This window comes from Maridesulfovibrio zosterae DSM 11974, assembly GCF_000425265.1.
Classification (GTDB): Bacteria; Desulfobacterota; Desulfovibrionia; order Desulfovibrionales; family Desulfovibrionaceae; genus Maridesulfovibrio; species Maridesulfovibrio zosterae.
In genome coordinates this window covers 503,125-523,909 of record NZ_AUDC01000010.1, presented here as the reverse complement: position 1 = coordinate 523,909, position 20,785 = coordinate 503,125, and the positions used below count along the sequence as shown (strand labels likewise).

16 protein-coding genes and 2 tRNA genes are annotated in these 20,785 nt (G+C 39.0%); 9 read left to right on the top strand and 9 right to left on the bottom strand.

Annotated elements, in window-relative coordinates:
- Positions 1-40: 40 nt before the first annotated feature.
- A complete protein-coding gene (locus H589_RS19020) occupies positions 41-1,441 on the bottom strand; it encodes a hypothetical protein (RefSeq protein WP_035074939.1) in 1,401 nt (466 codons plus the stop codon).
- A gap of 180 nt (positions 1,442-1,621) precedes the next feature.
- A complete protein-coding gene (locus H589_RS0103070; protein WP_051249598.1) occupies positions 1,622-4,441 on the bottom strand; it encodes a DEAD/DEAH box helicase in 2,820 nt (939 codons plus the stop codon).
- 489 nt (positions 4,442-4,930) lie between these two features.
- On the opposite strand from H589_RS0103070, the gene H589_RS0103065 reads away from it, so the two are divergent.
- A complete protein-coding gene (locus H589_RS0103065; RefSeq protein ID WP_027720672.1) occupies positions 4,931-5,443 on the top strand; it encodes a nitroreductase family protein in 513 nt (170 codons plus the stop codon).
- Positions 5,444-5,548: 105 nt separating this feature from the next.
- On the opposite strand, the gene H589_RS0103060 is transcribed toward H589_RS0103065, so the two are convergent.
- Together H589_RS0103060 and H589_RS19015 are read right to left on the bottom strand one after the other, a co-directional pair.
- The gene (locus tag H589_RS0103060) at positions 5,549-6,244 is read right to left on the bottom strand and encodes a dienelactone hydrolase family protein (RefSeq protein WP_027720671.1); all 696 of its coding nucleotides are present in this window, start codon (positions 6,242-6,244) and stop codon (positions 5,549-5,551) included.
- 13 nt (positions 6,245-6,257) lie between these two features.
- Positions 6,258-7,205 (bottom strand): cation diffusion facilitator family transporter, encoded by a 948-nt coding sequence (locus tag H589_RS19015; protein ID WP_035074731.1) that lies wholly within the window; start codon positions 7,203-7,205, stop codon positions 6,258-6,260.
- Positions 7,206-7,626: 421 nt separating this feature from the next.
- Between H589_RS19015 and sstT the strand changes: the two genes are divergently transcribed.
- Positions 7,627-8,892, top strand: coding sequence for a serine/threonine transporter SstT (gene sstT / locus H589_RS0103050; protein WP_027720670.1), 1,266 nt, complete (start codon positions 7,627-7,629; stop codon positions 8,890-8,892).
- A 197-nt stretch (positions 8,893-9,089) separates the two neighbouring features.
- Here the strand turns inward: sstT and H589_RS20745 are convergent, their stop codons facing one another.
- Positions 9,090-9,185, bottom strand: a complete 96-nt coding sequence (locus H589_RS20745) for a MetS family NSS transporter small subunit (RefSeq protein ID WP_156891623.1) — start codon at positions 9,183-9,185, stop codon at positions 9,090-9,092.
- Between the two features lie 3 nt (positions 9,186-9,188).
- Positions 9,189-10,694: a sodium-dependent transporter gene (locus H589_RS0103040; RefSeq protein WP_027720669.1), complete on the bottom strand. Its 1,506-nt coding sequence runs from the start codon at positions 10,692-10,694 to the stop codon at positions 9,189-9,191.
- Positions 10,695-11,203: 509 nt separating this feature from the next.
- Between H589_RS0103040 and H589_RS0103035 the strand changes: the two genes are divergently transcribed.
- On the top strand, positions 11,204-11,563 hold the full coding sequence (locus H589_RS0103035) for a response regulator (protein ID WP_027720668.1): 360 nt from the start codon (positions 11,204-11,206) through the stop codon (positions 11,561-11,563).
- Here H589_RS0103035 and H589_RS0103030 read toward each other — a convergent pair.
- Positions 11,560-12,435: a PAS domain S-box protein gene (locus tag H589_RS0103030; protein ID WP_027720667.1), complete on the bottom strand. Its 876-nt coding sequence runs from the start codon at positions 12,433-12,435 to the stop codon at positions 11,560-11,562. The two genes, H589_RS0103035 and H589_RS0103030, sit on opposite strands and share 4 nt — an antisense overlap.
- The gene (locus H589_RS0103025; RefSeq protein WP_035074728.1) at positions 12,432-13,550 is read right to left on the bottom strand and encodes an FIST signal transduction protein; all 1,119 of its coding nucleotides are present in this window, start codon (positions 13,548-13,550) and stop codon (positions 12,432-12,434) included. The genes H589_RS0103030 and H589_RS0103025 overlap by 4 nt, the downstream gene beginning before the upstream one ends.
- A 281-nt stretch (positions 13,551-13,831) precedes the next feature.
- Between H589_RS0103025 and H589_RS0103020 the strand changes: the two genes are divergently transcribed.
- Positions 13,832-14,755 (top strand): ACP S-malonyltransferase, encoded by a 924-nt coding sequence (locus tag H589_RS0103020; protein WP_027720665.1) that lies wholly within the window; start codon positions 13,832-13,834, stop codon positions 14,753-14,755.
- A 94-nt stretch (positions 14,756-14,849) separates the two neighbouring features.
- Here H589_RS0103020 and H589_RS0103015 read toward each other — a convergent pair whose 3' ends face one another.
- On the bottom strand, positions 14,850-15,119 hold the full coding sequence (locus tag H589_RS0103015; protein ID WP_027720664.1) for a hypothetical protein: 270 nt from the start codon (positions 15,117-15,119) through the stop codon (positions 14,850-14,852).
- Positions 15,120-15,310: 191 nt separating this feature from the next.
- Here H589_RS0103015 and H589_RS0103010 point away from each other — a divergent pair.
- From H589_RS0103010 to H589_RS0102990, 5 genes are all read left to right on the top strand, one after another.
- Positions 15,311-15,386, top strand: a tRNA-Phe gene (locus H589_RS0103010).
- Between the two features lie 141 nt (positions 15,387-15,527).
- Positions 15,528-15,603, top strand: a tRNA-Phe gene (locus H589_RS0103005).
- 211 nt (positions 15,604-15,814) lie between these two features.
- The gene (locus H589_RS0103000; protein WP_035074724.1) at positions 15,815-17,818 is read left to right on the top strand and encodes a HAMP domain-containing methyl-accepting chemotaxis protein; all 2,004 of its coding nucleotides are present in this window, start codon (positions 15,815-15,817) and stop codon (positions 17,816-17,818) included.
- 94 nt (positions 17,819-17,912) lie between these two features.
- Positions 17,913-18,257: a hypothetical protein gene (locus H589_RS0102995; protein ID WP_027720662.1), complete on the top strand. Its 345-nt coding sequence runs from the start codon at positions 17,913-17,915 to the stop codon at positions 18,255-18,257.
- Positions 18,258-18,454: 197 nt separating this feature from the next.
- Positions 18,455-20,752, top strand: coding sequence for an Orn/Lys/Arg family decarboxylase (locus H589_RS0102990; RefSeq protein ID WP_027720661.1), 2,298 nt, complete (start codon positions 18,455-18,457; stop codon positions 20,750-20,752).
- Positions 20,753-20,785: the final 33 nt, after the last annotated feature.

Sequence of the window (20,785 nt, the reverse complement as noted above, 5' to 3'; positions counted from 1 at the left end):
GAAAAAACAATATCCTGAATCTAAAACCAGCTTCATATACTTAACTTATTTTACCACCAAAGTAGTCTTTGATAACCTCATTTCGCAGAGAAGTAATACTGAAAAACTCTCCGTTACCCACCTTAGAAACAACACGATGTAAAAAATCACGAACAGCTGCTGCATGGTCACTATCATTCCCACCATCTACTATCACTGACTCAGAAATCTCTTGCAACCCGTTAATAATGAGTTTGGACTCAGGATGATCTTTAAAATTAAACAATGTTGCCAGCAACGAAGCGTCAGCCTTTCCCAATCCTTGAGTCAAGGCAGCATAAACTTGATACTCGTTAGTAACCTCAGCTCTCACAACAGATTTAACAATGTTTAATAAAACAGTATCCTCATTACCACTTGCTGTATTTGAAAATATTGACCTCCACATTGACCGGTGTGGCTCCGAAAGTCCGGAGTCGATAATATCTTCAACGGTGAGAATTCCTTTCATATATCTTTGAAACAGTTCCCTGAAAATTAAATTGATTCTGTCTTTATCAGCTTTTTCTTCCATCTGCTGACGACTCAAACGGTCGGCTGTAATCATATCTGCGAGCTCATCACGCATGTTCTGATCCACAATATCATTAAGTTCTACCTGCAGTTCTTCGCCTTCGAGGTTACGTAAAGAATGAAATTCCATTTTAATTGATTGATTACGGGCCTGCGGTTCAAATTTTTCTTTAAGTATTTCATAGTTATGACTGCCCAGCTGTTCCCGCCATCCATCAGCCACAATCAAAGCAGTAATAGGATCACGAGAGCCGATTGTTTCCAGTGCCCCGCAGTACATGGCCTGTTTCGCACTTGCCAAACGCATAGCAAGCAACTCTTTACTGCTTCCTCTATAAAGACGTAAAACAGCCCCCTCAAGTAATCTCTCACCATGCATCAGAGTTGCGGCATCAGGGCTTATATTTACAGACTTCAATACGGAGCCGACAATCTCTGCTGCGGTTCGCTCTTTCCAACTCTGATATTCCTGACTCTGATGCTGAGCTACGGCCTTAATGGCTGTTTTCTGTCTTGAAGCAAGTATATCCATAAACAGCTCTCTGCACGCATCATCAGGCAGTTCATCCCGTATTCGACCTCCTTCTGTCATAAAATAATCTTTAACCTCAAAAACAGATGACTGAGCCGCCTCTGCCTCACGCTGCATAATAGTATTCAACAACTCCTGTATCCCAGATTCAAAACGGTTATAAGCATCCAGAACAAACAGATCCCGCTCTTCATCTTCACGATCATAAGCACGCTGAACAATTTCCTTTGTAACACCTCTACGCTTTTCAAGGCTCTCGAGCTCAGGACTGACCATTTTACTTTTTCTTTTTATAACAAGTCCATCTGTATCAACATCGTTCAAAAACCTGCCACTCTCACCTGCTGAAATTTTCATTTTTTCTCCTCTTAGATATTGGATTAATTTAAAAAATATCCATAATGAGAACAAAAAATAACCGGTCCCCCGGACCTGAGTAACCTAACTCAGGTCCGGGGGACCGGAAAATTTAATTTAACGCAATCTTAAAAAGTGCCAAGCTCTTTCAATAACCCAATGACCAGATTCTGAGAAAATCTACCAAGCAACAGGCAGACGTACTTTTTTCTTATCCTTATTAGTGAACAGGACATAGCCGTTATCTCTACCAAACAAATAAACATCTCTGGTTACAGCTACATCCTGCTTACAATACTCAGTAATAAGGTCCAAACGCCCTTCCTTCCACCACTCCAGGGCCTGTAATCCGTCAGCACTTTTGGCTGCATCAACTGTTGCCTGTGCAATATTATCAAGTTTCAAGCGATATCCAAGACGCTCATGAACTTTGATAAGAAGGTCAAGAGTGGGCAGCGATTTGTAGTTGAAAGCATGTATTCCCGATAGAACTTTATAGTCAAATCTTTCAATATTAAACCCTATAATCAGATCCAGATTTTGCAGATGTTCTATCATTTCCGGAATCTGATCTTCTTCATATTCAAAAAATTTATCCTGCTCAGAATCATAAAGCACAGCAATGGAAATACCCATACGTTCTGCCTTATTCCAGCCCCCGACCTCTTGAGCAGAGCGACGGGTTTCAACATCAAGCACGCCAAATGATTTAGGAGCAGATATATTCGCTTCTTTTTTTACTTCTTCACCAAAAGGAACCAAATCCATAGCTAACACCTCAATTTTTTCAGGTGGTTTTCCGTTAACCATATTTTCCAGAACATAAATAGCCGCAGCCTTATCAATTGGCCGATTGCCGGAGCCACACTTGGGCGAATGCACACAGGTAGGGCAACCGAGTTCACATTCACAATCTAAAATAATCTGCAAGGTCCTTTCAAGCAGTTCTTCAGCTTGATCAAAAGCCTGCATAGTCAGGCCGGCACCTCCGGGAATACCATCATATATAAATACTGCAGGACCATCCACCTGCTCATGCATAGGCGTAGATATACCGCCAAGATCATTTCTATCAGTAAGAACCAGTAATGGGAGAATACCTATAGCTGCATGTTCCACAGCATGGATACCACCCATAAAATGTATAAACTCTTCCTCCGCTCTGCGTTTAATGTCAGTTGAAATTTCCATCCACAGTCCCTGAGTTTCGAATACAACAGGAGGCAGATCAAGCGAAACTATTCCCAGCAGCTTTCCTCCCTTTACGGCCCTTTTTTCATATCCGGTAATCTGCTCGGTTACTTTAAGACGGCCGAACCGCATAACAATCCCGAATACTTTTTTCTGAGAATATATTTCTAAAATTTCGGTAGATTTATTTTTACGTGCACGAGTGTAATAACCAACACGCTCTTTAGATGCGCGTACCTTTCTGGAGCCTAAATCAAGTTCCTTAATTGAGTAGGTTTCACCTCGGTGAATATAAACTGCACCTTCATGGGCTTCAGAATAGGCTCTGACCTCATCAATGGTACCTATAACAGCGGAAGTGGCAATATCTTCAATATGTAAGGTAGAACCGGCCCCGCGCAAAGAGACTTCGTGATGCGGTCGCTTGCGCGAAGTATATATCTCGTCTCCTCGCTTATTACGCAGCAGTACACCTTTATGCTCAAGCTCCAATACCCTCTTTTTAACAGACTCATCTTTAAGCAGATAGTCATCCTCACGCATGGTAAGTTCTGCTGCAGCGCAAACTAGATGGCGCTCCATAATAACTGGATTGTACGGATTGAGCACTGCATTCTCAGGTGGACGTGAAAAAAAATCTTCCGGGTGGCGCATAAAATACTGATCAAGAGCATCTTCCTGTGCAATAAGGATTACAGCTGATTCACGCTGACTTCTCCCAACACGTCCTCCACGCTGCAAAGTAGCCATAACCGAACCGGGATAACCAACCAAAATACACAAATCTAGCCCGCCGATGTCGATACCCAGCTCAAGAGCACTGGTGGAAATAACTGCTAAAAGCTCCCCTGAAGACATCTTCTGTTCAATATCACGCCGTTCTTCAGGCAGGAACCCTGCACGGTAGGCACTGATACGGTCTTTGTATTTTCCAGCCTTTTCATTGACCCACATAGATATAAGTTCAGTCATTTTGCGTGACTGAGTATAGACAATAGTGCGCAGACCGCGTGCAAGTCCGGCTTTCAAAAGCTGAATTGCCGCACTATAGGGAGAAATCTGAGGATTAAAAAAAATAAAATTGCGCCTGCCGGACGCAGCGCCACTTTCGGTTATTTCACTGACATCAAGTCCAGTAAGATCGTGACATAGTGCAGAAGGATTGCCGACAGTTGCAGAACAAAAAATAAATGAAGGATCTGCTCCATAAAATTTGCAGATTCGCAGCAGACGACGAAAAACCATTGCCATATGTGACCCCATCACTCCCCTATAAGTATGGACCTCATCAACAACAATATGAGTAAGCCCAGCAAGGAAAGGAGCCCACTTTTCATGGTAAGGCAGCATGGACAAGTGCAGCATCTCAGGATTGGTAAGAATGACTGCGGGAGGATTATCCCTTATCTTTTTACGCTTATACGGAGTTGTATCTCCGTCATAAATAGCTGCTTCAGGTCGAATGCTGTCTGGAATAAAAGAAGCCATTTCGTTAAAAGTTTTAAATTGATCCTGAGCCAAAGCCTTGAGCGGAAAAAGATACAATGCATGACTGTCCCGGTCACGCATACATTGTTCCAGTACAGGAAGGTTATAAGTAAGCGTTTTACCGCTGGCTGTTGGTGTGGCCACCACAACATTTCTTCCTGCTCTGGCATAGTCAACAGCTTCTGCCTGATGGGAATAAAGATTTCCTATACCCCTAAATCCCAGCACTGAATTAACTGATGGAGAAAATTTATTGCGAGGCTCTGCATAGGACGCTTCGCTGCCATCCATTATACGGTGATACGCCACTTGATCGCCCATGACGGGAGAAGAAAGGAGAGAGTTTATATATTCCTGTACCTTATCTATTTTTTCCAATTGTCATCCCTGCTTATCATACTGCTGATTGATTCAGACAAACAGAGTCATACCGGAATCAAAATTCGTCAAGAGGTAAAACCAAGTGAAGATCTGAAAGAAATTTTCTCAAAAAAAGGGGCGGTACCGAAAAAAATGCGAGGGAGAGATTCGGTACCGCCAAAGGGGTTGGACTGCAAATTACCAAAAGCTGTTTCAGACCAAATAAGGGGTGTGATTATTTTTAGAATATAATAATTCTATTGAAAATCAAGTAGAATTATATAATTTAAGAGATAAAATTAATCCTTAAGAAGCAGGTAAGCTCAATATTAAACTAAACATGAACCTATAAATCATATTAATGTATGATAAACTTACTGAATACGTATGCTAAAAAAATATTGAGATTGTCTTAGTGAACATACAACTTTTAAGTACGGAGATCTAAAAATGGATGTATTTGAAGCAATTTACACACGCAGAAGTATCAGAAAGTTCAAAGACAAACAGCCTGTTTCAGATGAGCTGGTTAAAGAACTTCTCGGTGCGGCGATGATGGCTCCGAGTGCAGGTAACCAGCAGTCGTGGCAGTTCATAGTAATAGATGATCGCGAAAAACTGGACGCAATCCCCGAGTACAGCCAGTATACAACAATGGTCAAAAGCGCACCTATGGGTATACTTGTATGCGGCGATACCAGTCTTGAAAAATATCCCGGATACTGGGTACAGGACTGCTCAGCAGCCATACAAAATATGCTTCTCGCTATCCATGCTAAAGGACTTGGCGCGGTATGGACCGGAGTTCACCCAATAGAAGAAAGAGTGGCTGGGTTTAAAAAGAATTTCAATCTGCCGGAAAACGTGATTCCACTTGGATTTTTAGTAATTGGCTGGCCAGATCAGGAATCTAAGAAAAAAGATAGATACAAAGAAGAGCGGGTTCATAAGAATACTTGGTAATAGAGACTACTCGCAATCCAATTTTTAATTTCTACTGAACTTTAGTTTGCTGAAATACTCAAGCAGAGCTAAAATTATTTATAGGAAAGCTTAAATTAAGCTTTCCTATTTTTTATTAATACTCCACGAAATGAGTTTTCTCTGTACCATATCCCACATTTTTTCTGCCTGTAGCTGATCGTATGAACCGTCTTGTGGATTAGCAAAACCATGACAGGAATTTTTAATTTTTACCATTTCCCACTCAACTCCTGCAGAATCCATTTCTACTTCAAATGCTGTTGCATGCTCCGAAGGTACAACTGGATCATCTTCAACATGAAATGCCAGCAATGGACATTTTATATCACCAACACCAACCGGATGAGATGTATCCAAATAACCATAGACACTTATGGCACCTTTCAAATCAACTCCACTTCTCGCAAGTTCTAAAACGGCCCCACCACCAAAGGATAAACCAAATGCGAAAATCATACTGGGGATAATTTCCGGTTGCTTAATGATTATGTCAAAACACACTTTAGATCTCTCCCGCATTAACAGCCGGTTATTTCTATATATGCGGTGAATGGTACGAGCTTCTTCTATATTGCAAGGCCGATTATTAAGACCATAGAAATCAACAGCAAGAACTGCATATCCATAATCTGTAAGACGCTTAGCATGGTCAATAATAATCTGATTTAATCCGGTATATTCATGAACCAAAAGAACTGCCGGAAAAGGTCCATCGCCTTCCGGCAGTATAAAAATATGTTCAAGATCTATTTCACGATGTGTCTGTTGTATTTTTCTCAAATGCTCATCCCGTTTATTTCCCATCCAGATCTTCATTCAATCTGATCATAGACCCGCATAGACCGCCTGTTTCTTCACAATCGTAGGAGGAAGCATCCTCTTTAGGTTCCACATGAATAGTTACATGACAATTACTCAAATCATCTTTAATGCAGGACTCAATGTCAGAACATAATGCATGAGAACTTGCGATTGAAGACTCACCGGGGAGAAGAAGATGGAAGTCTATAAATCTATTTGAACCTGCTTTACGGGTACGCAAACCATGATAAATTGAATCCTTTCCTCCACACTGGCGGATAGCACTATCAATTATAAACAATTCTTCTTGCGGAAGAGCATTATCCATCAGTCCTGAATAAGACTTTTTAATAAGTGAAAATCCGGTAAAAACAATATTACCAGCCATAATCAATGCAATCACAGGGTCAACTATCGCCCATGAAGGAGGAGTAAAAAGCATTATACCCAATCCCGCAACAAGCCCTATGGACGTCCATACATCAGTCATAAGGTGTTTTGCATCAGCCTCAAGGATTATGGAGTCATGCTGCCGTGCTCCAGCCAGCATCAACTTCGCAGTTATAAAGTTTACAGCTGAAGAAAGCAATGCAACACATAATCCTAATCCAAGATTATGTGGAACCGAGGGACTGATAAACCTCTCAATGGAAGCATAAACAATACCTACGGCAGCGATAAGAATAAGCATCCCCTCAGCCCCGCTGGAAAAATATTCAGCCTTTCCATGACCGTAAGTATGTGACTCATCGGCAGGCTTAAGGGCAAGTGTAAGTGAAGCCAGAGCAAACAGACCAGCTGACAGGTTTACCAGTGTCTCTAAAGCATCTGAGAGCAGGCCAACTGAATCAGTCATATACCATGCCCAGGTTTTAAGAATCATGGTTATAATTGAGGCAGATATTGAGTAATAAATATATTTTTTGGGAGATTCAGACATCTTAAGCATCCTCTTTTAAGGTTGTACCTAAGTAGCAGTATCATCGTACAAGTGACAACATCAAGTTGTAATACAATATATTATGCATTTTAAGAAATTTTTATAGTTAAAAAATAATATTTGCATAGTTTTATTTCTTTTTTTTACTTTTATCGTAATATAAAGCTCATTTCTTACTTAAAGAGTTTGTAAGTATTTACACCAATAAATCTCAATCAAAGAAAACAAATCGCAAGTCTGTAGAGGTCTATACATGTGTTTTGCTTTATATTTTTTTACTTAATGCGTAATAAACAGGGCAAAAAATTTGCATATGAGCTATTTTAAATAAAAATCTTGACAAAAATGTTAAGCTACATCTAGAAAAAACTCGTCAGGATAAAATTAATTTTAACTCAGCAAAAAAGGAAAGGAGTAGTTTATGAGTCAGCCGTCAAATATTTTTAAACGCATTGCATCAGGAAGTCTGGTGGTACAAATCATTATTGGTATCATAGCAGGTGTTGCCCTGGCCACCTTATCGCCTGATACAGCAGGTTCTGTAAGTATATTTGGTAGCCTATTTGTTAAGGCCCTCAAAGCAGTAGCCCCAATCCTTGTTTTTGTTATTGTAGCAGCTTCCATTGCAAATCAGAAAAAAGGAACGCACACCAATATGCGTTCAATCATCTCCCTTTACCTAATCGGCACATTCATGTCTGCACTAGTAGCAGTAACAATGAGCTTTCTGCTACCCACTACACTTACTCTTGTTGCAACGACTACCAGCGCCACTCCACCAAGCGGAATAGGTGAAGTGTTAAACACATTACTCTTTAAGGTCGTTGACAACCCGGTTAACGCACTTGCTTCTGGCAACTTCATTGGTATTCTTGCATGGGCTATTGCTCTCGGTTTCTGTTTTCAGCATGCAGGCGAAACCACTAAGACAGCTTTGAACGATATTTCAGAAGGTGTCTCCAGCATTGTTAAGCTCGTAATCCGCTTTGCTCCATTAGGTATCTTCGGACTTGTATCACAGACAATCGCCAGCACAGGATTTGAAGCTCTAGCCGGATACAGCCATCTGATTATGGTACTGCTTACATCCATGGCCACTATCGCGCTCATCGTGAACCCTGCCATTGTCTGGTTTAAAACTAAACAAAATCCCTACCCGCTCGTATTCACTTGCTTAAAATATAGCGGTATCACTGCATTTTTCACCCGCAGCTCAGCAGCAAATATTCCTGTAAACATGGATCTGTGTAAAAAGCTGAAACTTCATGAGGACACATACTCTGTATCCATTCCCCTCGGTGCAACAGTTAACATGGGCGGAGCTGCGATCACTATTACCGTTATGACTCTGGCAGCAGTTCATACTCTTGGCATCCATGTTGATATTGCAACAGCTCTTTTACTCAGCCTTATTGCCTCTGTGTCTGCCTGCGGGGCGTCAGGTGTTGCCGGTGGTTCACTGCTGCTTATTCCTCTTGCATGCAGCCTCTTCGGTGTACCAAACGAAATATCCATGCAGGTTGTTGCTGCAGGTTTTATCGTCGGCGTAATTCAGGACTCTGCTGAAACAGCCCTGAACAGCTCCACAGACGTTCTTTTCACAGCAGCAGCAGATATTGCTGCAACCTCCGGTAAATCAGCCGTAACAACTGAAACATCAGAGCCACAAACAGCGACTAACGCTTAAGTTTCTCTCCATACAAAACTATTAAACGGGCTGTGTGTTTAAGCACACAGCCCGTTTTTATTTTATAACAAGTCACCTAATCAGAAGAACTCCCGACCATCCCAGCTACTAAAGTATAATACTGTAATTTAGCATGCACAAAAAAGGACTGCTCCGTATGGAACAGTCCTTTTTAATTAACTACAGATTAGGCCGAATTACTTACTATTAAATGCAATACGGAAGCAGAGAGCAGCTCCGCCCCAGGTAATTCCAAGACCAAATACCATCATTATTATTGCGCTGGTAGTCATGTTCTATCTCCTTTTAAGAAAACTGTTGTTAGAAGCTACTACTCCAAAATTTCCAGACTTACTGGCAAAAATAATTGCAAAAACAAAGCAGGCAAGAATAAGGCCCCATCCGAAAGCAATAATCGAATTTGTGGAATATCCGCCATAATTCTTTGAGATATCACCAATAAAATTAGTAACAACCATGAATGCCAACATTGCTGGAACAACGAAACGCAAGCTGTTCATCCAAAGATAACCAACCTTAATTTCAGAAGTTCTATTAACATGGGTACGCAAATCAGTAAGCTTACAAAACCATGCAATGAATACTATCTCAATAAAACCACCGATCAATATACCAAAATTATTAACAAAGTGGTCAACGATGTCGAGCAAAAGCAATCCGCCACCAGTAGTAAATGCGATACTTACCAGAAAGCCTAAAATACAGCAGATAGAAACAGCTTTTTTGCGGGATAAACCAAGTTTATCGACAATAGCGGAAGTAACAACTTCATTGATAGAAATCATTGAAGAAAGACCAGCAACAACAAGTGCAAGAAAGAAAAGAACACCAAAAAAGACTGGTGCCGGCATCAAGTTAATTGCTGTCGGCAAAGTTACAAATGCAAGGCCAACACCTGCACCTGCAACATCTTTAATAGGTACACCCTGCTGATGGGCCATGTATCCAAGCACGCTGAAAATCATAATACCGGAGATAATACTAAAGCCACAGTTGATAAATACTGTCATACAGGCGTTATTGTTAATATCAGATTCTTTCGGCAAGTAACTTGAGTAAGCAAGCATAATACCGAACCCTATAGAAAGACTGTAAAAGATCTGGCCAAAAGCATCAGCCCATACTTTACCATTCAGAATAGCTGTAAAGTCTGGTTTGAAAAGCCAGTTCAGTCCATCAAGTGCACCGGGAAGCATCAGCCCTCTTCCAATGAAGATAAAAACGAGCAGGAACAGTATCGGCATGAAAATTTTATTAACTCTCTCAATACCAGCTTTAACCCCTGTGAACAGGGCAAAAAAGGTAAAGGCCCAAGCTGCTGCTGTTGCAGCAAAAATAGAAGGCTGTATTCCGCCCATATTCATGGGAGAATCAGTAAGTCCAAGGAATTGACCAAAGAAAAAAGCTTTCGGGTCAGCTCCCCAGCCTTGAGAAAATGCCAGGAACACGTAATTCATGGCCCAAGCAATTACAACCACATAGTATGTTGTGATTATAAATGAAACAACCACCTGCCACCAACCGAGCCATTCCATTTTCTTGGAAATTGAAGCAAAAATTTTAGGAGCTGAGCCTTTAAATTTCTGTCCTAGGCCGAATTCAAGAATCATAAAGGGAATACCCGCAGCAAGCATTGCTACAAAGTAAGGAATAAGAAAAGCACCGCCGCCGTTTTCATAAACCATATATGGAAAACGCCAAATATTACCAAGCCCGATTGCAGAGCCCACTGCGGCAAGAATAAATCCTGAGCGGGAACCCCATGTTTCTCTCTTCTGCATGTTGTTTAAACTCCTTTAAAGAAAACCTAGCTGAATTCTCAACCATTTTGCGAAATCAGCCAAAAAATATATGTAAAAATGCGTAAAACGCACGATCGAGCATTCTCATAGAATACATTTAGATCATTGTCTATCAAATAAAATCAACGTTTTTAATCGATAAGAATGGAATTATGGTATTAAACAAACAGTATTTATATTTTTTTATGCAGCAATATTTTGTAACAATTTATATTAAAAATTTCATACAGTACTTAAAATACATTTATGCATTGCGAATAAAAAAAAGAACATTCTTACACTTAAAAACATACACCATACAGCTATACATCAACACATAATTTACACAGCATACTGTTTTAACAATAAAAATTTTATTCTTCAAAAACAAAAATAAAGTGACATTTTAAAACAAAATTTAATTCATTCCACCAAAGCTTAAGACAGCCCTCGACTTATCCCCTTTGTTAGTATTATGTTTTATCAACAAATGATTACGGAGTTTGGATATGGCACATATTCTCGTTCTCGACGATGTGGTAGATGCAGGCATACTTTTAAAGCGAATTCTGGAACGCAAAGGACATAAAGTTTCTGTCTTTTCAGATGAACAAGATGCGCTTAATTTTGTAGCTAAAAACAGTGTAGATCTTTCTATTCTTGATATTAAACTTAAAAAAATGACTGGCGTAGAAGTACTTGAAGAGATGAAAAAAGTTTCTCCGGAAATTAAAGTGATCATGCTCACAGGATACCCAACTCTTGAGACAGCCAGAGAATCACTGAAACATGGTGCCAACGAGTACTGTGTTAAGCCAATAGATAAAGAAGAGCTTGAAGTAAAAGTAGAAGATGTTCTGGCTGGCTAGGATTTAAGGCTGTCTAACTCTTCAACTGTCGCTACAACCTGAGTTTTGCTCCCATATACAACGGGATTAAAACTTGCGCGTAAATAGACGGTTCGCTCGCCTATTACAGAAGTATAATAATCTTCATATATTACCGGATAACCTTTCAATGCTTTTTCAATTACCTTGCGGACTTTATCACTGCTTATTGTAGCAGATTTGAAACCTATAAGTTTTTTACAGGTAGTCCCCATTATTTCAGCAAATTTAATATTACAATCAATGATAGTCCCCTCGTGATCATAATATACTATCCCTAGAGGTGACCCTTCATAAATAGCTCTGTATTTTTCTCTTTCTGCCAAAAGTATAGATTCTGCTTTCATTCTTCCTTTAATCTGATTTTGCAATTTAATATTTAAAGTCTTGTTCCGTTTGTAAATCAGACATGAAATAATTGATTCTGCAAGTTTTACATTCAATTTATGTAATGATTTAAGCATTGACTGACTTAATGGAGTCTTTCCTTTTGTCACCATTAAAAACCCGACCTCAGGAAGTTCCATCAGATAGAAATGATTACCCGAACGCACGGTATGAATAGGAAGATCATTCATTAAGTCCACATAGTCGCTTCCATTCAGACTTCCGTTAATTCTTTCAAAAAAAATATCTGCATCAATATTATTTCTTTTTTTTCGTGGAATAAAAAAAACTTTTTCATACCCACGTCTTTCACCTCCATCTTTTTCCAGAAAAACAGTTGCCCCCATACAAAGTAATCGTCGCAAATATGTTGAAAGAGCTGTGCTTAACATTTTATCCAGATCCAGACTTGTCCCCATGGCCATGGCTATTTCATAAAGAACCTGTTCTTGAATTCGAATACTCATAATTCCTCCAATACAGAAAGCACAGTTGTTTTATTATGAAATTCAAGAGATTCTTGAGTTTGAGTAGCAATTTCACCAAATGAGAGCATACCAATCAATGGAATATCCGGTAAATTAATAGCCTTAAGCTCTTCTTCAAAACTATCAGCCATAAAAATTGCTCTTGAAATACAATCTACAATTAACGCAACTGATTTTTCGCCCAAATTTAAAATGTCATGATTCGTAGCAATAGTTCTTGAAGCCTCAATTAAAGATTCGGAATTTCCATGGAGTATATCAACAAATGCCCCTTCCTCAACTCCTCCAACACATACAAGACTTCCATCATCAGTCATTTTAACAGGATCACGGACAATATGATCACAAAACATCATCGAAATCCCAAATGGATATGACATTGATACACGTTCAAAATTTTCTTTTGATATATATTGCCCGGAGTGATCTCTAATAACTTCTCTATAAATATTGAAAGCTGGCATCCAGTCCAAAGACTTAATCACATTTCCCTCAGACTCAGTAACTTTAAAAGGCCCTTTTACTGGAGTCCATCCATGGCTTACATTTATTATGCTTTTGGTATTGATTAAAATAAGAAGTGATACATCCATAAGCATCCCTTCATTACTTAAAATAGCAGGCTTCTTCTCAAGACTAAGTGACCCGGACCCACCGCCTATAATATTTGTCTCGATTCCAAGATTAATAAACATTGCATTGATTAAAGCAGAAATACGACTGGCAAATCCATCAGTAAATACAAGGATAGTGTCTGTAATCTCCAGATTATCAAATTCTTGATAAAGCAATTTATCAAAATCAACTTCTGGATTACTCATCCCTTTGACTGTTATTATTGATGGGGCTGTACTCAAACCAATAACGATAGTTCCTTTTTCAATTTTCTCCTGTGAACACAAGAGCCCGGGAAAAATCCCTCCAGCAAGCGGCACAGGGCATGACTTGAGAATAATATCAACTTCATCAGACATAAAACAATTTGCATCACATGCAAGCACCAGAACACCATTCACACTTGGCCGATTTGTTATGCTCTTAAGTGTTTTTTCAAAGGCTTGCACTGTTCCTGTGCGTTCAAGTTCTATATGCATTATATCCTCCGAAAAAATTATTCATCATATCAAAAATATAAAATACCGTGTTAAGTCTTAGTTTTATATGTTTTTTATACAACAACCGCCATCATAATTTTAAACAGCATACATTTAAATTCACATATGAATATAAATATTGAACTTGAATAACATAGATAAATTTGTTTTCTATACACTGCTTCGAGCACAAAAATAAGCGTTAATGAAATAATACAAAACACTGCATCATATATTCAGGTAGCAAAATGGCCTGAACAGTAAATTTAAGGAGAAATTAAATGTCTGATTTATCAATACTTTTCCCAGGTCAGGGCTCACAGGAACCAGGTATGGGCCGCGATCTTGCTGAAAAATGGACTACGGCAATGGATATGTGGAAATTTGCTGAAAAAGAATCAGGCCTTGCACTTCGCGAAATATACTGGGACGGCGATGCTTCAGCCATGGCAAAGACAGATGCCTTACAGCCCGCCCTGACTGTGGTCAACTTATCTATATGGCTCTACCTCAAAGACAGCATTAATCCTGTAGCCACGGCAGGTCACAGTCTTGGAGAATTTGCGTCTCTGTCTGCATCTGGAATTCTTTCTACTGAAGACACTATTAAAGCGGTTGCCCTGCGCGGTAAACTAATGTCACAGGTTGCAAACGAAGATCACGGTATGGCTGCAATTCTTAAACTTGGGCAATCTGACGTGGAAGAAGCTGTAGAATTTGGTGCTAAAGAAAGTGCAAAAGAGCTTCGCATAGCAAACTACAATTCACCTGCACAATATGTCATCAGCGGAGAGAAAGCAGCTATCGATGTGGCTGGATCAATGATTAAGGAAAAAAAAGGCCGCGCAATTCCACTTCCCGTAAGCGGTGCATTTCATAGCCCGCTAATTCAGGAAGCAGCTAATGAATTTTCTTCATATCTATCTAAATTAACATGGAATACGCCTGCTTTTCCCGTATATTTTAACGTAACAGCAGCTCCGGAATCCAATTACGAGAAAATCAAGAAAATAATGTCTTCACAAATGACCTCTTCTGTGCGCTGGATAGAGATTATAAATAATCAGTATAATGCAGGTGTACGCAATTTCTTAGAACTCGGCCCTAAAGGAGTTCTCACTAAATTACTCTCTGCAAATCTTAAAGGAAAAGAATATGAAGGAAAGGGCATCGGTAATATTGAACAGGCTGAAGCTATAAAATAGTTAACTGAAAGTTTAATTAATTAAGACCCCTGCCATGGTAAACTATGGCAGGGGTCTTAATGTTTATCTCTAAAAACCATGCTTGAAATAAATATTAAACGTCGCAAAGATCTGAGTCAGTGCAGTAAGCATCAATAAATCCCATAAGCTGATTAGTAAAATATACACACTTATGACCTTCAATACACTTCTCTACATCTTCAGTTTCAATATGAGTGAAAAGAGTTTCTCCATCCTTTACAAGCGTAATAATCCATGCATTTTTCTCATCACTGAATTCAGTTACAATATCTAAATCATATTTTCTAATTTCTGGATAAAGATTGATTATCTTATCTCTTACCTGCGTATTACTAACACTCATAACTGCCTCCTCAAATCTTCTGCTATGCAGAAATTATAATGTTAAGGATAGATATAAAATATCACGTCAGTAACTTTCGTCAAGGTTAATATAATAAATATAAGTCTATTAAAAAACACCTTATTCAAAAAAAACACAAAAAAGTACTTGCCAACAGGAGTATGTTCCGTTAGTAATCTCTCCTCAGCGGCGCCGAGGTAGCTCAGTCGGTAGAGCAGGGGACTGAAAATCCCCGTGTCGGCAGTTCAATTCTGTCCCTCGGCACCACTTGTCAAAATAGTCCTCATGACCGGATCATGAGGACTTTTTTATTGAAAATAAAAAATTATCTATATCAAAATATTTTCAAAAAAATATTTATTTTTTGTTGACATACAAAACTGTTATGCGTACAAATTCTCTTCCGGCGCCGAGGTAGCTCAGTCGGTAGAGCAGGGGACTGAAAATCCCCGTGTCGGCAGTTCAATTCTGTCCCTCGGCACCACATGGTAAAAATAACCCTCATGAGAAATCATGAGGGTTTTTTTGTTATTTTAGAACATCCCCACCCACACATTACACATCAGATAACTACCACCATAAAAAATATTATTTTGTTTCCAACAATATTATTTTTTGTATACAATCAATAATCTATTTCAAGATCTTAATCTTTATTATTGTTTTTAAGGATCATCTATTTTGAGGGGGTTATTATGAAACTTTCGTCCAAGTTAATGATAGGGTTCAGCTCTGTAATCTGCCTAATTCTAATTCTAGCTGCAATTTCTTATTGGGCACTTGAAGAATCAAGTGCAGGTTTTAATCGATATAGAAAGCTTGCAATAGACACCAATCTTAGTGGTAAATTACAAGCCAATATGCTTATGGTGAGAATGAGTGTAAAAGATTATATTAGAACAGGAGATCCTAAAGATCTTGCTCAGTATGAAGAATATTACAAAAAAATGCGTGGTTTCTTAGATGAGGCTACACAATCCATTAATAATCCTGAACGAGCTAAATTAATTTCCTTAACTAATGAACTTATTAGTTCATACGGAGATTATTTTGGCCAGATCAAAGAACTATGGGCTGAACGCGACCACTACGTAAATGATGTTCTAAATATTGCTGGCCCCCAAATGGAGCGCAATCTCAGTCAAATTTTAAAAACCGCAGAACGCGACAATGATATGGAGTCAGCCTTCAGAAGTGGATTGACCCTTAAAAATCTTCTGCTTTCACGTCTATATGCATCTAAATTTATCAGTGAAAATGATCAAGATTCTGTTGATCGAGTAAGTAAGGAAATGGCAGAACTGGATAGAGAATTTAAAATACTTGATCAAAGTTTACAAAATCCTGAAAGACGTAAATTGTTAAAAGAACTGATTAACTATAAAGAACAATACTTTTCAGCATTTAAAGGACTGGTTAAAGTAATATTTAAACGCAATGAAATTATTACTCAAGATCTTGATAAAATAGGCCCTGAAGTTGCTAAAAACGTTGAGCAAGTTAAGCTGTCTATAATGGCTGATCAAGAAGCTCTTGGACCGAAATTACAAGCAGCAAACAACCGGGCAATCATGCTTGCCATTATTATCAGTCTTATTGCCACAGCTATTGGCATAATTACTGCCGCTTTTATTATTAGGACAGTTAATAGACAGCTTGGCAGCGACCCTGCTGAAATTGCAGCTGTAGCTCAGAGAATATCAAATGGTGACCTCGACATACATTTCAATGAGCCTGCTGTAGGTGTATATGGACATATGAGAAATATGGCCCAGCAACTGACAAATGTTGTTTCAGATGTACGTGAGGGTTCAGCTAATGTGGCTGCAGGAAGCACAGAACTCTCAGCATCAGCACAAGGTCTTTCACAAGGTGCAACTGAACAGGCAGCGTCTATTGAAGAAGTTTCCGCATCCATCGAAGAGATGGCTGGCAATATTCAACAAAATACATTGAATGCCCATACCACTGAAGAAATAGCAATTAAATCAGCTTCTGAGGCAGCTGAAAGCGGTTCGGCTGTTAATGAAGCAGTATCAGCTATGAAAAATATTGCTGAGAAAATCTCTATAATCGAAGAAATTGCTCGCCAAACAAACTTATTAGCTCTTAATGCCGCAATTGAAGCTGCCCGTGCAGGAGAACATGGCAAAGGTTTTGCTGTTGTTGCTGCAGAAGTTCGTAAGCTTGCTGAGCGAAGCGGAAATGCAGCTGGAGAAATCAGTGAACTATCTGCCAATACAGTCAATGTAGCAGAAAAAGCCGGTGAGATGCTTGAACAGCTTGTTCCAAATATTCAAAAAACAGCTGAACTTGTTCAAGAAATATCATCTGCAAGTACTGAACAGAACTCCGGGGCTGAACAAATTAGTAAAGCAATTACCCAGCTTGATTCAGTTATTCAACAAAATGCTTCTGCTTCTGAAGAAATGGCTTCAACAAGTGAAGAACTATCAGCTCAAAGCCTGCAGCTGGAAAACACTATGTCTTTTTTTAAAGTAGGTGGATATAGCTCTCAAATGCAATCAAATAGATTATCTAGCCATACACATAAAGCTCTTCCGGCTAGTAAAAAATATTCTGCAGAAACCCGAAATAAAGCGAATAAACCTGATAACACAAAAACAGATAGCTCTAGCTTCGGAGGAGGTCTTGCTTTAGATATGTCAGCAGATGATAATGATTTTGAAAAGTTTTAATCCTAACTCAAATGTGTAACAATGAAGGCCCTTATGAATAATTCATAAGGGCCTTCATTGTTACACTAATTAACGACAGAAACAGGAATTTAAAATGACTGAAAAAAAACATCTATATATTATCTGGACTAATGCTGATGTGGAAACGGCTGAAAAAATGGTTTTCATGTACGGAATCAATGCCCTTCTGAAGGGATGGTGGGAAGAATCGACCATTGTTATTTGGGGACCAACGGCAAAGCTGGCTGCAACAAATGAAGTAGTTAAAGAGCTTATTCATAAAGCAAATGATGCAGGTGTAATAATGGCTGCATGCAGAGCATGCTCAGATATGTATGGCGTAACTGCTGACTTAGAATCACAAAATATTGAAGTAATCCACTGGGGAGAAAGGCTTACTAAGTTACTTAAAAACGACGAAAAAATTCTGACTATATAAAATATTATTAATAAAAATAAGTACTAAACAGTACAATACTATATTACTGAAATATTACCTAAAAAGTGATGAATACTAAATTACGTTTGTAGCCATGTAATGCGATTTAATGTATTCAAAATTATTATAGCTTTTAAATTTAATTTGGAGATATGGTTGCCTAAATAATTTGTGTAACTTTAAGGGAGTATCAAAAAATGAAGATTACCAAACACACATGGCCTGTTCTTATAGTTTCGGGTCAATTTGAAGCACCTACTGACGATGGTTTCAGGTTGCGCAAATTAGAAGAAGAACTTCTTGGTGAACAGGAATGCTCTGTACAGCCCTCATACAGCTACGAAGATGCAATTGAAATATTTATGTCCCGTGCTGATTTTGGAGCGGTGGTAATTGATTGGGATATTCAAAGTGAACAAGTTCAAGATAAGCTGGACCCCGAAAAATTTCTTAACTCCATCCGTAAACGCAATAAAAATATTCCCGTCTTTTTACTGACCGACCGTCTGGCCATGGAAAATATTCCTACCTCTGTTTTAAGCCAAATTAATGAATTCCTATGGAAAACAGCGGATACAGTTGAATTTGTTGCAGGAAGAATCGAAACTCATCTTGTCGAATATATACGCTCTGTATATCCCGTCTTTTTTGGAGAGATGGTCAAATACTCTGAAGCATATAAATATGCATGGCACACCCCGGGACATATGGGGGGAGAGGGCTTTCTAAAAAGTCCTGCCGGAGTTGCTATGCATAAATTTTATGGTGAAAATGTTTTCCGCTCCGACCTGTCCATCTCAGTACCGGAATTAGGCTCGCTTCTGGATCACAGCGGAGTTGTCGGTGGTGCAGAAAAAAACTCAGCCCGCGTTTTCGGAGCAGACCATACCTTCTATGTTCTCAATGGAACTTCTAACGTTAACCAGATTATCTGGCGAAGTCAGCTGGTGCGTGATGATATAGCCTTCGTAGACCGCAATTGTCATAAATCTCTCAACTATGCTATGGTAATTACTGATGCCTACCCTATTTATATGGTACCAAGACGTAATAAACGAGGAATAATTGGGCCCTGCCGATTATCTGAATTCTCTGAAGAATCCATAAAATCAAAAGTAAAAGACAGTAAACTGATACCCGAGGAACTAAAAAAGCAAAGCGTTCGTATGTCGGCTTTAACAAACTCAACTTACGATGGCGTTTGCTACAACGTTATCAATATAAAAAAACAGCTTCAGAAAAGCGTCGATAATCTACATTTTGATGAAGCGTGGTATGCATATGCACGTTTTCATCCAATTTACAAAGATCATTTCGGCATGGCTGATGATGACCTCAATGAGAATCATCCGCCAATTTTCTGTTCTCATTCAACCCACAAGCTACTGACTGCATTTTCACAGGCTTCAATGCTGCATGTGCGTAATGGAAGCCATGTGAAAATAGACCGTGACGAACTAAATGAATCATACATGATGCACGGCTCAACTTCACCACAGTATAGCATGATAGCTTCTTTGGATGTTGCCACAAAAATGATGGATGACAGCGGTGAAATCCTTATGGACGAAACCATCATAGAAGCAATAAAACTACGGAAAAAAGTTTCCACGATTGCAAGAGAAATGAATGAGTCAGGCAGCTGGTTTTTTGAAATGTGGCAACCTAAAAAGGTTGACCACAATGGAGAAATAAAAGATTTTGAAGATGTTCCGACATCTTACCTATGCAGCAATCAGCATCCATGGGTATTCAGCTCTGAAAATAACTGGCACGGATTTAATGATATTGAAGATGAATACGCTATGCTTGATCCTATCAAGCTGACATTTACCACTCCGGGACTGCAAGAAGATGGAACAATGGATGATGAAGGTATTCCTGCATCCATCGTGACAAACTATCTTATAAATCATGGTATTGTATGTGAAAAAACAGATTATTATTCATTCCTGATGCTTAACTCAATGGGCACAACTTCAGCAAAACAGGGTTCACTGCTTGCAGGTCTTCTAAAATTTAAAGAGCTGTATGACGCGAATGCCCCTTTAAATATTGTCCAGCCAGATTTGGTACATGATTACCCTAAAACTTACGATGGCGTTGGGATCAAAGATCATTGCAATGATATCCACAACTATTACAAGAATCACAAATTACTAGATAAAATGCAGGCTGCATTTCAAGTCATACCTGATCAAAAAATTAAACCTTCTGAAGCATATCATGCTGTTGTGCGCAAAAATGTTGAATATGTGGAATTGAAAGATATGGAGAACCGCATACCTGCAGTTATGATCGTACCTTATCCCCCTGGTATACCAGTAATTATGGGAGGTGAAATTCTTAATAAAAAGGCACAACCTATTTTCGATTATCTCAAAGCAAGGCAGGATTTTGAAAATATCTACCCTGGATACGAAAGTGATATTCATGGCGTAGAGCGAATCAAACGCAACGGTAAAAAGTATTTTAAAACAATGTGTTTAAAATAAAATCATTGTAGCCATTCAATGGTCTCTGAAATG